General features: G+C 46.6%; 14 protein-coding genes and 2 pseudogenes. 8 read left to right on the forward strand and 8 right to left on the reverse strand.

Annotation, left to right across the window (positions count from 1 at the left end; all coding sequences use genetic code 11):
* Positions 1-247: 247 nt before the first annotated feature.
* The 3 genes from ERD80_RS05370 to ERD80_RS05380 all read right to left on the reverse strand — a co-directional run bounded on the left by ERD80_RS05370 (position 248) and on the right by ERD80_RS05380 (position 3210).
* Positions 248-574 carry a hypothetical protein gene (locus ERD80_RS05370; protein ID WP_136546057.1) on the reverse strand — a complete coding sequence of 109 codons (327 nt, stop codon included), beginning with the start codon at positions 572-574 and terminating at the stop codon, positions 248-250.
* A gap of 632 nt (positions 575-1206) precedes the next feature.
* Positions 1207-2250 (reverse strand): AAA family ATPase, encoded by a 1044-nt coding sequence (locus ERD80_RS05375; protein ID WP_136546059.1) that lies wholly within the window; start codon positions 2248-2250, stop codon positions 1207-1209.
* A 222-nt stretch (positions 2251-2472) separates the two neighbouring features.
* Complete coding sequence (locus ERD80_RS05380; protein WP_136546061.1) at positions 2473-3210, reverse strand: LexA family transcriptional regulator; 738 nt, start codon at positions 3208-3210, stop codon at positions 2473-2475.
* Between the two features lie 77 nt (positions 3211-3287).
* Here ERD80_RS05380 and ERD80_RS05385 point away from each other — a divergent pair, with 77 nt between their 5' ends.
* The 4 genes from ERD80_RS05385 to ERD80_RS05405 all read left to right on the forward strand — a co-directional run bounded on the left by ERD80_RS05385 (position 3288) and on the right by ERD80_RS05405 (position 5744).
* Positions 3288-3515: a helix-turn-helix domain-containing protein gene (locus ERD80_RS05385; protein WP_136546063.1), complete on the forward strand. Its 228-nt coding sequence runs from the start codon at positions 3288-3290 to the stop codon at positions 3513-3515.
* 218 nt (positions 3516-3733) lie between these two features.
* Positions 3734-4513, forward strand: coding sequence for a helix-turn-helix domain-containing protein (locus ERD80_RS22795; RefSeq protein ID WP_248295827.1), 780 nt, complete (start codon positions 3734-3736; stop codon positions 4511-4513).
* Entirely contained in the window at positions 4510-5229 is a 720-nt protein-coding gene (locus ERD80_RS05400; protein WP_136546065.1) for a replication protein P, read from the forward strand. The genes ERD80_RS22795 and ERD80_RS05400 overlap by 4 nt, the downstream gene beginning before the upstream one ends.
* 104 nt (positions 5230-5333) lie before the next feature.
* On the forward strand, positions 5334-5744 hold the full coding sequence (locus tag ERD80_RS05405) for an ASCH domain-containing protein (RefSeq protein WP_136546067.1): 411 nt from the start codon (positions 5334-5336) through the stop codon (positions 5742-5744).
* A gap of 273 nt (positions 5745-6017) precedes the next feature.
* Here the strand turns inward: ERD80_RS05405 and ERD80_RS05410 are convergent, their stop codons facing one another.
* From ERD80_RS05410 to ERD80_RS05425, 4 genes are all read right to left on the reverse strand, one after another.
* Complete coding sequence (locus tag ERD80_RS05410) at positions 6018-6713, reverse strand: SLATT domain-containing protein (RefSeq protein WP_136546069.1); 696 nt, start codon at positions 6711-6713, stop codon at positions 6018-6020.
* A 285-nt stretch (positions 6714-6998) separates the two neighbouring features.
* Entirely contained in the window at positions 6999-7988 is a 990-nt protein-coding gene (locus ERD80_RS05415) for a DUF4928 family protein (protein WP_136546071.1), read from the reverse strand.
* Positions 7966-9120, reverse strand: coding sequence for a DNA cytosine methyltransferase (locus tag ERD80_RS05420; protein ID WP_136546072.1), 1155 nt, complete (start codon positions 9118-9120; stop codon positions 7966-7968). Before ERD80_RS05420 ends, ERD80_RS05415 begins: the two co-directional genes overlap by 23 nt.
* A gap of 647 nt (positions 9121-9767) precedes the next feature.
* Positions 9768-10463: a hypothetical protein gene (locus ERD80_RS05425; RefSeq protein WP_136546074.1), complete on the reverse strand. Its 696-nt coding sequence runs from the start codon at positions 10461-10463 to the stop codon at positions 9768-9770.
* Between ERD80_RS05425 and ERD80_RS05430 the strand changes: the two genes are divergently transcribed.
* The 4 genes and pseudogenes from ERD80_RS05430 to ERD80_RS05440 all read left to right on the forward strand — a co-directional run bounded on the left by ERD80_RS05430 (position 10462) and on the right by ERD80_RS05440 (position 13543).
* Positions 10462-10740 (forward strand): hypothetical protein, encoded by a 279-nt coding sequence (locus ERD80_RS05430; protein WP_136546076.1) that lies wholly within the window; start codon positions 10462-10464, stop codon positions 10738-10740. The genes ERD80_RS05425 and ERD80_RS05430 overlap by 2 nt on opposite strands.
* A 777-nt stretch (positions 10741-11517) precedes the next feature.
* Positions 11518-11624 (forward strand): annotated as a pseudogene (locus ERD80_RS22800) (antiterminator); the annotation flags it as partial.
* 5 nt (positions 11625-11629) lie between these two features.
* Positions 11630-11979, forward strand: a pseudogene (locus ERD80_RS05435) (toprim domain-containing protein); the annotation flags it as partial.
* 1147 nt (positions 11980-13126) lie between these two features.
* A complete protein-coding gene (locus ERD80_RS05440) occupies positions 13127-13543 on the forward strand; it encodes an antiterminator Q family protein (protein ID WP_136546078.1) in 417 nt (138 codons plus the stop codon).
* 92 nt (positions 13544-13635) lie between these two features.
* Here ERD80_RS05440 and ERD80_RS05445 read toward each other — a convergent pair whose 3' ends face one another.
* Positions 13636-14178 (reverse strand): hypothetical protein, encoded by a 543-nt coding sequence (locus tag ERD80_RS05445; protein WP_136546080.1) that lies wholly within the window; start codon positions 14176-14178, stop codon positions 13636-13638.
* Between the last annotated feature and the right edge of the window lie 138 nt (positions 14179-14316).

The following is a 14316-nucleotide window of genomic DNA, read 5'->3' on the forward strand; positions in this document are numbered from 1 at the left end:
CTGTCTCAGCTCTCCCTGGCGAGGATTGAAAAGGGGGCCAGGAACAGCGCTCCTAACTAAAAAACGTCGAAATGCCTCCTTGTGGCAGGTTAGCCGGGTGTCCTGAATGTGGCGAACGCAAGGCTCCATTCGGTTGCAGATTAAAGACAGCAACATTCTTTGCCGGCTTCAGTTTTTAGTGGGGGGAAAGGGCTCTGTCCATTAGCCACACCGCGCCTCCCTTCGCAACCGTGATACTCCGGCCTGTTCAGATAAGCGGTATACTTCGTTTGTACGGCTTCTGCACTGCGCTGATCTGGCGTCCTGCTTCGTTACAGACCTTCTGGTATTTACTGCTCATGCGCTGCTCAACGTACTTCGCCGCGCTGTCCAGAATCTGTTTGTGATACCCCGTTTCCGTCTCCACTGCTTTATCTACGCGATTAGCTGCCGGACATTTGTACTGTAACGTGACATGGTCTGGATCAGGGCAACTCACCACTTCTACGCTTAAGTTGGCTTCACGCTGAAGATGAACGCGGCGAGCACGACGACGGCTTGACGCTGTACCTGTGAATGGAGTTCTTCGAGTCATAGATACCTCCCGAGTGAATTTTGGTGATGGTTTGCGCCCATCCCGAAACTCACGCTTTGGTAATGACTGGCTTTTCAGCCACGTAGGTGCTCCGTCACCATTGTTAAAGAGCGTGCTATCCGTTTCGTACTGCGCCAGCGTCCTGCTGACATTGATGATGTTGAACCTAAAGTACGATTAAATCAAGTACCAAAGGTACGGAATATTATTCAAATATCGTACATTTGGTTTATGAGGTTGAATTTACTAGAAAAATAATTTCATGCACAAGAAAGCCCGCTTGGTGGCGGGCTCTTAGCTTTTAGTTATCAGATTGAGAATCTGACGTAGTTCATGGCTAGCTCTCCAGATGTCGTCCTGAGTGTCGCCATCCCATTCGGGCGTCATTTCTCTCTCAGCCTGAAAATACCGTAATCTGATGTGTATCTCTGCGATTTCGTCCCGCCCGCATTTTGCTGCGATTCGGTGAAGACCCTCAATTGGTGTCGGCTCCCAGGGCCTCAGGTTTAGTCGTTCTCGCTTGAATAGTAGCGCTAGTTTTTTGCTCATATGGTAAGTGTAAAAAGCCCGCTCAGTGGCGGGCTGGGTTGCTGCGGTCATGAAAACCCCGCGCGGGGGAAGGGTTTCTAAGGTTAAAGTATGCTGGCGAGATATCTAAGCTGTTTCTGATAACGGGTTACAGACTGGTTAACTTGGAGTCTTTTACCTTCACTGACAGTGTGGAATCGGCCAACTTTAAGTTGAGAAATGGGGATGCTTTCTGCTCCGCTTATTTGCCCGCTTGAGACGAAATCATCCGTCACAACAAACGCCTTGCTAACATCCTCATCTGCAAATAAATGACTATATTTATTTGCAATTCCAACAGCTCTTTCAATATACATCTGAGATGCTTTGCCGGGGGTTGAGGATAAGCGGCTTTTAGAACCCGCCATTGTCATTACAATAGCTGCCACCTTAGGTGAGCTTAAACCGCCAGCCCTTTCATTCCACATCTGAAAATCTTTTTCTTTCTTAGAAAGCATATTAAGTGTCAGATTTAACGACTCAATAGAATGCTCATCAACCCTAACAGGGATGATTAATGCTTCTGCCGCACACCACGCTAAGTGCGTGCCTCCAGCGTAAAATGGACTCGTGTCCATGAGCAAAATTTCACATTTCTTGTCTGCTGCTTCTTCTTTCATAATTGTATGCAGCGAAGTCAAGAGGGTAGCTACAGCCTTAGGCTCACCTCGGGATAATGCCACTTGTAGCTGTTGATACATGCTTGATGGAAAAGCGAAAAGTTCAGGATCACCTGGAATCGCGTAGCAGGATTTACCACCTTTAAAGTCATCTATGTAGGTGCTAACTCTGTAAGAGATATCTTCAGGTTTTTCACCAAATGCAGGACCTAGCATCTTGGGGGTCAAGGCATGCGCGACAGTAACTTTTGGGTTGGCACCCTTTAAAATAGTTTCCGTTAAATTACATTGAGGGCAAAGATCAGCGACTAATACTGAATTTCGGCGGGATATCTCATATGCCAAATTGAACGTCATTGTGGACTTACCAACACCACCACGAAGATTAGAGACAGCATAGCTCTTGAAGCGTGGGCCGCCTTCTGCAACATATCCTTCTTCAACTACCTGCGCATATCTTGTGAGAACTTCTTCTACTAAAGTTGGCATGATTTTCCCCTTTGATTGATGATGAGCATTTAACCACCACAAAACCGCAGGATCAAATAAAAAGTGCAGGTTTTAAAAATTAAAGCAGGTTTTGCATTGAAGTGCAGGTTTTAATATTTGCTGCAGGAGCATGGAAATTGTGCAGGACCGCCGCCCTAAAAGGGAAAAGGCCGCATCTCTTCGACCTCTTCTAACCCAAACGTCTCTTCCGGCCACTGAGCCTTAAACCAGCCGCATCTTCGTCTCGATCGCTACACCTATTACCTTGCAGTTTCCATTAACCGGTACCATAGGCCATTGTGGGTTTAGGCCTTTGAGATACTTTTGGCTGCCGTCGATGATGAGCTTCTTGAATGTAGCTTCGTTGTCGTCAGTGAGTTTGGCCACAACCAAGCTCCCATTCACTGCTTCGCGCCCGGTATCAAATAGCACAAACGTACCTTCAGGAATACTGAGACCCATGGGTGCGGTCATTGAATCGCCTTCAACTTCAAGCCAGAACGCATCGCCTTGTGTATGCGCGTCAGACTCAAGCCATAAGTCGATATCTTTAAGAGTATAGGGTTCGCACGCTTCAGCCCACGCGCCTGCCTGTACCCTACTCAAGACTGGATATCGCACTCCACGGGAGGGGATTGGATTAGAGATGTTTGTATCAATCCCTTTATTATCGTCGTTGGACTTTTCGCCCTCATATTTACTCTTTAAAGAGTCGGCATGCAGACCAACAGCACCATGCTGTAACCAAAAGGGACTCACATCCAGGTAATTAGCAAGCTCATTCATTTTATCTTGCCGTGGCATAGCCTCAGCATTGAACCATTTGCTGACTGCTTTAGATGTGACGCCAAGCGCTCTTGCGATGGCTATTCCACGACCATGCTCATCTAACTTTGCACGGCGTGAGGCCTGCGCCAGCCTCTTGGAAAATTCTTCGCGCAATTTATCTCTTTGAACCATGAGTACGATAGTAAACCAGTTGTAAAAACTTTCAGTTCATCTAATATGCGTACTGAAAGTACGAAAGAGGAAGGCCCATGCATAACTTAGATGAGCCGATCAAATTTATCGGCATTCCCGAAGTAGCTAAGGCTTGCGGAGTCAGTGAAAGGGCCGTCTATAAGTGGCTTAAAAACGGATTTCTCCCCAAGACAGAGTTTTTTGGGAAAACACAATACGCATTAACAATTCAAGAGATTTCCAACGGGAAAATTCAGGCTAAGGATTTATTGGATTTAAGCCGTAAGAATCTTCTCGCTGCTTGATTATTAACCGCTCTCTAAAAACGGACATGAAGTCCTACGTCGCTGAAAAGCGAACCTTTCAACAAACGATTCTACACCGTGACCATCATTCAGCTGTCACACAATTAATAATTCAAGAGCAGGCGACACCGTTGCTTTGTAGTGAATGCTTTAGGGCAAATCTTTGACCACGACATTAACACGAAACCAGTACAACTCTTTTACTTTGCGGAGGATAAATGAGCCGTGCAGCAACAGAATGGGTCTGGGGCCTTGACCTTAAGGCTTCACAAAAACTTCTTCTCCTTTCCCTGGCAGACCGGGCCGACGAATTTCACCGCTGTTATCCAAGCACGATGAGGCTGGTTAACGACACAGGCCTCGACAAGAAAACGATCGGTAAATGGATCAATCAAATGATCAGCGAAGGCCTGATCACAGACACTGGTGAGCGTAAAGGTCCCACAAAACGGGTCCGGGTTCTGCAGCTAAATCTCGATTTTGAATTTACCCGAAAACGGGGTAATTCAGTCAGAGGTAATGAACCCAAAAACGGTAATGTTCCCAAAAACGGGAATGTACCCAAAAACGGTAATGTACCCAAAAACGGGTCTTTGAATGTACCCAAAAACGGGTGTTTGAATGTACCCAAAAACGGGTCACAGAATCAGTCATTAGAACCAGTCATAGAATCTAAATATATAACACCCGTTGCTGACGCAACGAATGCGGAATTTATACCGCGATCGCGATACGCCTTCGAAGGCAACATCGTGAAGCTCAACCACGCGGATTTCACATCGTGGCAGAAGCTTTATGCAAACGTGGATCTGGTTTACGAGCTGCGAAAACTTGATATCGAGTTCACGCATGAAAAACCCAGGAACTGGTTTATCACAGCCAGCCAGAAACTCAGCTACCAGAACAAACAGGGAGCCTGGCACGGTCAGCCATTGACGGGCGTTGTAAACCAGCCCCACTGGAACGATCTCAGCGAGTGGGAGAATAATTTCATATGACGCATCGTGAAGCCGTTTTCTATGACCTGCCACAAAGCAAAGTAGCAGAAACGGAGGGGAGCAGCGCGCAGCCTGACAATCGCGGTTTTAGCTCAGCCATTGAGCAGCTGGTGGACATGCTCTTCAGCGCGCTTAAACTGGTCTTCCCTGCATCCATCAGCACGACGCTGAAAAACCCCCGGGACGAAGCCGCAGCAAAGCGTCAGTGGGTGGCTGCATTCGCCGAAAACGGCATCACGTCCAGACAGCAAATATCGGCTGGCATGAAACGAGCGCGTGCCAGCGGTTCCCCGTTCTGGCCATCTCCAGGACAGTTCATCAGCTGGTGCAAAGAGGGTGAAAGTGGGGCTGCAGGCTTACCGGATGAAAATGCGCTGTATGACATGGTCATGCGCTACAGTGCACGACGCGGCTTGTATCGCTCCCCGGAAGCCTATCCGTGGCAGGCTAATGCGCACTACTGGATGGTGACGAACCTGTACAGCCAGATGCGCTTAAAAGGCCTCAGCGAATCAGAATTGCGTGGTAAATGCCGCATCGAACTCCATAAGATGGCCAAACGGATTTTGGGAGGTGAATACATCCCGCCGCCACGCCCTCAGGTTGAAAAGCTCTATGTGCCCGTAAACAGTGAAACTGCGCTTGCATATATTGGGCAAATGAAGGCGCTGCTTAAAGCAGATGGGACAAATCAAAAAGGTGATATGTCGGCATGATTGGGCAGCAAATCCACTTTCAATAAGAACGCATCGCTGATACTGTCCGGACAGTTCATGTTAAAACCCATTTAGCATTCATCTACGGTCAGGAAGGACCCTTAATGGTTACGGTTGAAGAATTGAAAGTTAAGTATCCAGGTGCAGAGGCTGGCCAAATGGGTGACAGTCCAGAGATGGCCAGCGAGCTCGCAGCACTGATTAAAAACGGGATGAAAACGGCCTCCTGCGGATCGTTTACCTCATACCAGAACGAAAAGACTGCGCCGAAGATTGGGAGCTATACCATCATCCTTGATGGTCAGAACGTCCCGGTCTGCGTCACACGGCTGATTTCAATGCGACTGGTGCGTTTTTGTGATGTTACTTTAGAGCTCGCCCGCAAGGAAGGGGAGGGAGACTTAAGCCTGGAATACTGGCAAAAAGAACATAAGCGGTTTTTCTCTAATGAAGGGCATTTTTCTGATGATATGGAGCTAATCGCAGAAGAGTTTGAATTGATTGAAGTGCTATAAGGCGTGATGAATTACCTGTCATCTTAATTCAAGGTTCTGCCCGGTACGTGTGAGTTTGAAATAAGGGCAATGTTAATTCATCTGTCGAGCTGCTGAATAGATAGGTTGCAAAAATGAATAAGTCACTAAAATCATTGGCGTTCATTACGATATGAGCGAACAGCGAAGGTTCGCCCGGGAAAGATGCATTTATGTGGCCATATATAGAGCAACGGCCAAACTAGCCATAATTGTAAATACTTGGGATTTTTTAAAATTACATTAACTTCAAATTCAACTTATTCCTGAGTTTAAAAAAGGTGAAAGTGTTTTTGTTATAGATAGCATATCTGTAATAAATATAATCTCCGCCCCCAAAAAAATTGCAGGTAAAAGATATGGGAAGTAGCATTGAATCAAAGCTGTAATCAATAAGAACAACCGCTTCAATCCGGTTATTTTATAATCCCCAGTCATTTCCAGCTTAGCTAGCTTATAATCGGATCTGGAATGATTCTCTGACTCTTTCAATACTTGGTTGTATTCTGAGTTTATTTTATCTAAATCAATTTTAGTTTGTTCTGGGTTTATGTCTTTAAATGTCCTAACTTCGCGAATTAATCTTTTTATTTTCTGGCCGCATTCATCGAGTTCTCTCGATCTCAAGTCATATCTTGCTGTTCCTATTGTTACCGAGTAAATGAGCACTGACACGGCTAGGAATATTTGAAGCATATTTAAGACGCTAACTGTGAAATTTAGCTTCACCCCTGAGTTTTGTAATAACGGAATAAGTATTAAGCCAAGAGACAATAACGTGGTTATAAAAAACGATGTTTTACTTCTAAGCGCCAATCTGTTTGATGCATTGAATCTACATTTTGAAGTTATTCTCATACTGTCTATGAGCTTTTCTGTCTGAGAGTTTTTAACTCGTTCCTCTGGATATCTGCTGAAAATCCAAGTTAAAGCGCTTTTTATCTTTTCCATTGTTAATTCTCTTAAGAATGTGAGGTTAGTACTTAATGTGACTGATTTATTTTAAGGTGAGTTATTTTAAATTAAAATATTTCGATAGCATTGCCTTTCGACGAGGTAAGAGTAGAAAATATCTTAGCTACACCCCTCTTAAAATGCTTATGAAGACAGGGTCTGAAATTTAACTTCAGTCCCTATCGACACATGACTTCAAGAGTGAGCTCAATAGATTAATATGGATATCAGCTTCGAAAAGTATTTTTATCTAGTGAATTTCATTTTAATTTCATTGTTTATTTACATGGCCATGATGGTTGTAACCCAACGCGGCTCATCAATCATTAAAGATTTATCGATCTCAATTTTCTCTATACGCGCATTGTATGTTCGTATCAACTTTGCCAAACCTAGTCGAATCTTATCCCCATCATAAGTCGATATCTCTTCAATGTTAGTACCGATAAATACTTCCGCTGCTTGCACTGATATCTGTTCAGACATCCCTACGTTATCGGCCATTTGTCGGGCTGCTTGAACTTTACTTTCCAGAGTCAAAATAACGGGTCTGTAGCCAGCACGCTTGTTTTCAACACACCGCGTAATCAGTTTTTCCATAGGGGCTGTCGTGACGTGGAACGCCGTCGTGCCCACCTGAAAGTCACCTTCCCGGTCTGTATGCATATCAGCAGCGTTAGCCCTGTCTAAGCCAATTTTTTCCTCCGGAAAACGTAACTGAAGTTTGGCACCCACAAGATGTTGAAGCACGGCACCGGTAGGTTTATCAGAACGTTCTGCAGCGGCTTTGAGAATATCGCTGACGACAGAAGACAAGGGTTTGGTATAGTCAATTTCGACCGTTATTCTCTGCTTGTCAAAGTAATCGAGTCTCACACATTTCGTAAAAAATGCCTCAAGCTTAGATGAGACAAATAATGCATCAATAGGATTGCCTACCGAAACGTGAGTGTCGTTAAGCACGTCTCTAATCGCCGCAGCGAGAAAGACAGTTCCTCTTGAAGTTCGGCCTCCTTCTCGCGTGAAGATTCGCGTTTCACCATGTTGCTCGAGGATCTTTGCAATTGCCGGCCCACTCAAACCACGCACCTGACTTTTGCCATTGCTATACAGCCTTTCATCTGTGATAGGCAAACCATCTGCCATCATGCGGGAAACAATGAGGCCCGCATTCATCACATTGGTGTTCATGGCACCATTCTCGGCGCGCTGACTTTCGTACCAGTCTTGTGCTGCTTTCAAAAATGCTTCAGTAGGGTTGTGCATGTTCATTCACTTTTTCTCCATGTGATTTAGCAATTCCTTCCAGATGAGGCAATATCATATGCTTGGCAACCCAACCTACAGCTGGAACAACAACTGCATCTCCAAAACCGTACTGTATATGTGAGTCGCGCAGATTATCCAGCGTGTACCAGCCGGCCCCCATTAGACGAGCATATTCAAGTCCGGTCATCCAGCGGATTTTAAGTAATCCATTACCCATGATTACTACAGCCTGTTTCGAAGAACCGCCGCGAGCGGTGCGCAGGCATCCTGAGATATCCTCGGGCCTCATTTCCCATACCGGGACGCCGTTACGTGTCCGCCTGTAGGCCGTACGGGCGGTTAACTCAGGCTGGCTGACAAATTGCTCCAGCCTTTCGCGCTGAACGGGGGCCATAGAATTTCTGAATGCCGCTACTTTTTCAGCAGCCCACCATCTGGGATCACTGTCTGGCATCATTTCTACCTCTTCGGTGAATCCCTGAGCCAGCAAATCCGGTGCTTTAGGTAATGGCATCATGAATGTGCGAAGCTCAGCATCTTTATGCAGCCATGAAAGCCAGTCTGGCCTTAAGCACGTATCCTGCTCACCGCCATCGATAGGATGCTTAACACCAATGATGAAGAGTCGGGGGCGTGACTGTGGAACGAAGCGGCGTGCATCTAAAGTTATCGCATCAACTGCATAGCCCAGCGAGTTAAATTCTTTTACTGCAGCTCTTAAATCTTCTCTGTTGTGAGAAGAGGCGAGTCCGGTAACATTCTCAAGAACGATTACTTCTGGCCTGCGCTCATGCATGTTCGCAATCAAATCGGTAAAGCCGAAGAAAGCGGACGATTCACGCCCCCCACGTAAGCCGACGCGTTTACCCGCAAGGCTCAGGTCAGTGCAGGGAGAAGACGCCCATGCGACATCTGCAGCAGGCAACTCTTCACTTCTGAGGGAGTGAATATCCGCAAGAATGAGATCGCCGGTACCCCAGTGACCTTCATACATTGCTTTTTTGTTCAAATCATAATCATTTGCCCAAACCGTTTTGATCCCTGCCAGCTCCATACCTGCTCTGGCCAGACCTATACCAGCAAAGAATTCCAAAGCGGTCCATTCAGACTCGCGACGGATAGGTATTATGTTCACGCAATCTCTCCCATATTCATGCTGCAATCATCCCACAAACTACGCCTTAAGGCACTTCCAAACGGGGTGCGGACGTGCTTTTTGTGAACGAAGACGTTGAGTTGAATCCAAAGGAAGAATGAATTTTTGATGTTGATAAATGATTTTCAGGGGGAAATGGCAACATTTTATTGGAAAAACGTTCGGAAATTGAAAAGGGTATTCTTTAATACGCTGACAGGATGACCGATATGATGTTTATCATTTGTTGTGGTCAAACCAGTAAAGGAGGTAGCGAGCTTTTAGCGTCAGCAAACTGCAGGACATGAGGGCTAAGTGGGCTGAGGATATGCGTGGCGAGCAATCCTTCGTCGATGAAGAAAAGCACATCCATCACTGTGAACCGGTTTTCCAAGTGACGCTTAACATTGCCCGCGAGTTTATTAAACGAGGAACAGTCTTGCAGCGCCTGCTGAAATGGTGTATGCCGGATAAGCGACTGGAGTACAAATGTTTTTGCTATGGTTCGTCAATCCGATAGCACCTTCGCACACGAATCAGCTTCTTGGGGAGACATGCATTATGGAAGCTTTCATTCCCATAATGCATGTCTCCTTAACGGTACGACTGGGACAACTAGGCGCTCATGCGCTTAATGTGTCGCGTTTCTAGGAGTAAAAGTTTTCTCTTGCCCGCACGAACGCCAGAAACTGCTCAATGTCAGTATGCTGGTAGCCCAGCAGGCGGCCGACCAGTCTGATGCGATGCTCATTGAATGGGTCTGCATCCTTACTGAGTTCATATTTGAGTTCTGTGGCGCTGATTTCAAAGCCGGGTAAATAATAAATCCGGCCCAGTCCCTCCTTGTAATCAACATGTTTCATCTCCAGACCTAACGGGTTTGTGATGAATTCGACTGGAACGAAGTACTCAAAGTGCGCCACGCTCTTCAGTTTCTTCTGCATCAGTGCGTACTCGATGCCTTCATGCGGATCTATCCCTGTGGGGACAGAATAGCCGGCACATTTTTTCGGACTGCTCGTATCGCCCGCTTTTTCACGAGATGACTTCTCGTCAACCCCGCGCCACCCTGCCGCCAGAAAGTGCGCGTAATTGCGGTCAAAGTCGTCGAAGATATTGCTGATTTTTTGCGCCTCCTCCTCAGCGCCAGGGCGGAAGAAAATCATGCCATAACCAGAGGCTATCTGTATGGCGCGCAAATCAATTCCTTTGGGGTTAACAAGAAATATCAGAGGTATCGCGCCGGTGTATACCACACAGTTGATTTTCCTCTCGGCTAAACTCGCATATTTAATCTCCTCAAGGGTGGGGAAATCAGAATTGCCGGTAACATGATTATTCATGGCTATCACCTTAGTGCAAGGGCAGACGACTCGCGTCTGCCGAAAGTTAATGGATTTATTCTTCCCCAAAAAGGGTGTCAAGGATGAAGTTATTCATCGCAATGTTAATAAATATCCCCGTGACCATAATGAAGTTGGTGCCGCCAGGGTAGAGATGGCACAAACGAACAGTGAGTTCAAATATCGTGTAAAAGGTCGAGGCAATTATCCAGGCCCGGATGAAAAATCGCACGGCTCCTCCTGTCTTTTTGTCGACGTTATTGACGCGACAGCCTAAAAAAACTCCCTCACAAACACTGTGAGGGAGGCACAGGCTAAAGGTTTAAGGCGCTGTCTCTTTTCCCCGGACATTGGCCTGACGTTTGCCATTAAGGCGGGACCTATCTTATACATCTCGCGATTAATTAAAAGTCCTGTGAGGTATTTTCCGTGTAAGTTTAGATATTAGGTTGTTTCATGGTGTGTAATAATCAAAAGTAAATCCGAAAAACACATCTTTCAGATTAATTTTTTTATAAAGCCCCCCAAGAAAATAAAAAATACTGATTTGCTAAACTTATTTGAAAAGTGGTGAATACAATTGAGCCCTGTCAATCCGGAATTAGTGAGGAGGAGTAATATCAGGGGGAGGGAGGTTAATTACGGCGTGGGAAATCAGAGCGGCGATTTGAGCGTGTACAGGCTAATTCGTACATTGCAGGGGATAAAGGGTGCGCTGTCAGTGTGCCTATTCAACCCGGATGCCGGACATCTGGCTGACCCGGATTTGAATAAGGGAGTGACCGTTCTCTATTTAAGGAGGACATTTGGGGATGTTTTGCCCGGGTTTAGCCTGATTATGCCTGAACCCCTGCTTGCCCGGAACGGCAAACAACTGGCGCAATCTCAGGGCCGGTTTTTCAGCTGCCTTTGCTCACGACGGTACAACGTATTTTCTACAGGTGTCAGCGGTTGGTAAGACCCCGTACGGTAAGAGACGGCCTGCGCAGAGGGCTCGTTTGCGGTGAACCGACGGTCAAAATCCAGTGTTACTCCATAATCATGGGGGTGAAACATGCCAGTACGCGAGCTTAATCTATCCAAAGAGCAGCACGACTGGCTGAATGGTTGGCTGGAGCTGTGGGGTGGTGGGAGTCGGCCGGTCGAATCTGGCGTTTGATGAATATGCCCACTCGGTCGCTATCCGCATGTTCCCGGCGTCGTCAACCCTGGCGATTGCAGAAGGCATCGAGACGGCGCTGTCCTGCCATCAGATTACGGGGCGAACACCTGGGCGGTAATGAACAGCGGTTTAATTAAGACATTCCGGGTGCTGACCGGGGTAACCCACCTGATAATTTTGGCTGACATGGATCCTCATTCAGCGGCTTTTGCCTGTGCCTGGATAAACCGGCTGGCCCAAAACGATATTCAGAAAGTAACGTTTCGCTGGTGTCATAACGGTGATTTCAACGACATGCTCATGAACGGCGATCAGGTCCGCGAACTGACGTACACCAGAAAGGCGGTGGCCTGATGCGTGATTTCTGGCATGGGCTCGCCAGCCGGTGGAACGACCGACGGGCGGGATGGGGCTGCTAGCAGTATCTGCCAGACCAGTTATTATTACCGAGGGATGTATTCATCCCAGTTGCAATCCCTGAGGTGTTCAGGGACCAAATCAGGCCTTTTAACATAAATCTTTGCGCTGATATTGAGTAGGCAAGAGTATATTTTGGCAATTTCTACCAAGGTGAAGTCAGGCTCTAGCTCATCTTCATGTGTCAAAGAATCAGCCAGATTCTGTACTCTGGCTTCAATGTCCTGGACAATTCTGTTAATAGTCTCAAAATCTGTTTTTCCCATTTTTTAGTTACCCATTTTATTTACCTAATGATGAAATCACCCTGCGCCTGACAATATCTGAATGCATCATAACACTGTCTCTGCATTACCGTTTTGTACGGGGGCAACCGTGCAGTACACCGCTGATAATGGATTTTACAGTATGTACTATTAGGGCCCGATCGGGGCGAAAGTTGTTCTGCTTCTGGTGTTGTCGGTGCTCGCTTATCACTTTCGGCTGTTACACCTGTAGCCATGGCGCATAGCAATAACAATGTAATGATAAATCGTGATTTTCTAAACATCGGTTCCTCAACTTCTGGTTCAACGTTGTTGCCATCGAAATCATTCATGGCTTAAATTTTCTGGCGGGGTATTGAGTGCACTGCGTCTTTGCAAGCTCCATGCCGGGTTTTTTCGCGGTCGATAGGAAGCAGGACAGCTTTGCTCACTAAAAAACCTTAACTTACTGAAACTAATAGTCATCAGGAGTGATAATCAGGCAGCCTGAACCATCCGGTCTGATGGTTAACCGACTCGCCGTTGCCGGGGCAGTAAATGATTTTATTTTGTCTTGCCCCACCCAGGGGCCTGTGTTGCACGATTATTGTGCACATGAGGCGAAGAATGCGTATTTTGTGTCTTTTTTTATAGTTATTGCATTAAGTGTGCATATGGGTTCGGCCGATACGGGAGGGAGATAATGATTTCTGACGTTTCAGTCTGCTGCCGGGAAAAAGAACAAAGTCAGAATATTTGGTGCCATTTTCCGGCCAGGATACCGTCCCTCGTCTGTGTTATGCTGAGCGCCTCTGGTTTTTGCGGCGGAGAAAAGGGCAATGCGTGATATTCAGATGGTGCTAGAACGCTGGGGAGCCTGGGTTTCAAATAACCCGGAACGAATATCATGGTACAGGGTTGCAGCCGGATTCACCGGACTCTTTCCTGATAAGGTGATCTCACGCCCTCAATGTTGTGATGAGGATGGACTGATTATCAGCCGTTGTATCGCTAAACTTTACGCCAGAAATGCAGACCTGCATGACCTGCTCGTGGACTATTACATTCTTGGCCATACCTTCCTCTCGCTGGCGAGAAAACATCACTGTTCAGATGGACACATAGGAAAGAAACTACAAAAAGCCGAAGGCATTATTGAGGGGATGCTCGTCATACTCGATGCGCCACTTGAAATGGACCGATTTGTACACCGCGTACCGGACGCTTATTCCTGTGAACCCACTTTACGTACGTAAAAGTCTGCGTATTCTTTCAGCATCGGTTTATCCGCTTCACGCATTGCAGCCGGATTAATGTTGAAAGCAAGCGCTCTGGCGCTTGCCTCAAATTACTTATTTTCCGGTGATGCGACTGCGGCGAAGATATGCCAGGGGTGTAAGTGAAGTTTGTCACAGGCTTCACGGTGATCGCCGTGTTTTCGCAGCATAATAAGCTCGCGCGTCAGAGTCAGGAGCTCATGCTTCAGATTCATGCTTGAGGGCAAAACTAATTGTCTCCTGATATCTGCAAAGAGATGCAGGCTACGGGCGGTGCAACAGGACTGTGCCTTTTCCAGCGAGTCTGAATACGTGAAATCTGCAGCGTCCACACGCTTGATTCCGTAGACGTAATCAAGTTCGTCAAAATCCGGTAACAGTTCGGTCTCGTCGACTTCCACTTCGAACACTGAAAGAAAATTGTCCCTGCGGAACACGGCCTCTTTGTTAGCCACGTATATCGCATAACCAATATTATCCGTCAGGTAGACGAGGCCATTCGTTGTGGGGAAGGGAGATGATTCATCGTAAGTCCGTTTAATCTCGTGAAGAATTTTTTCTGAGCTGATAATGCTCTGAGAGGCACTGAATGATGTGCCGTGATAAAGACGCATTGTTTACCCTGGTTAGCTTTTGTCCGGTTTTTTTAACCGGGTATCGCATGCTGCGCAACTCAACAAAGCCAAAACAGGATGCTATGCCATAAACGCCTGCTTATGCAGGCGTTTCTTTTGTAGATTCCGGTCAGTCAG

Source organism: Pantoea sp. R102 (genome assembly GCF_004916815.1).
Taxonomy (GTDB): Bacteria; Pseudomonadota; Gammaproteobacteria; order Enterobacterales; family Enterobacteriaceae; genus Pantoea; species Pantoea dispersa.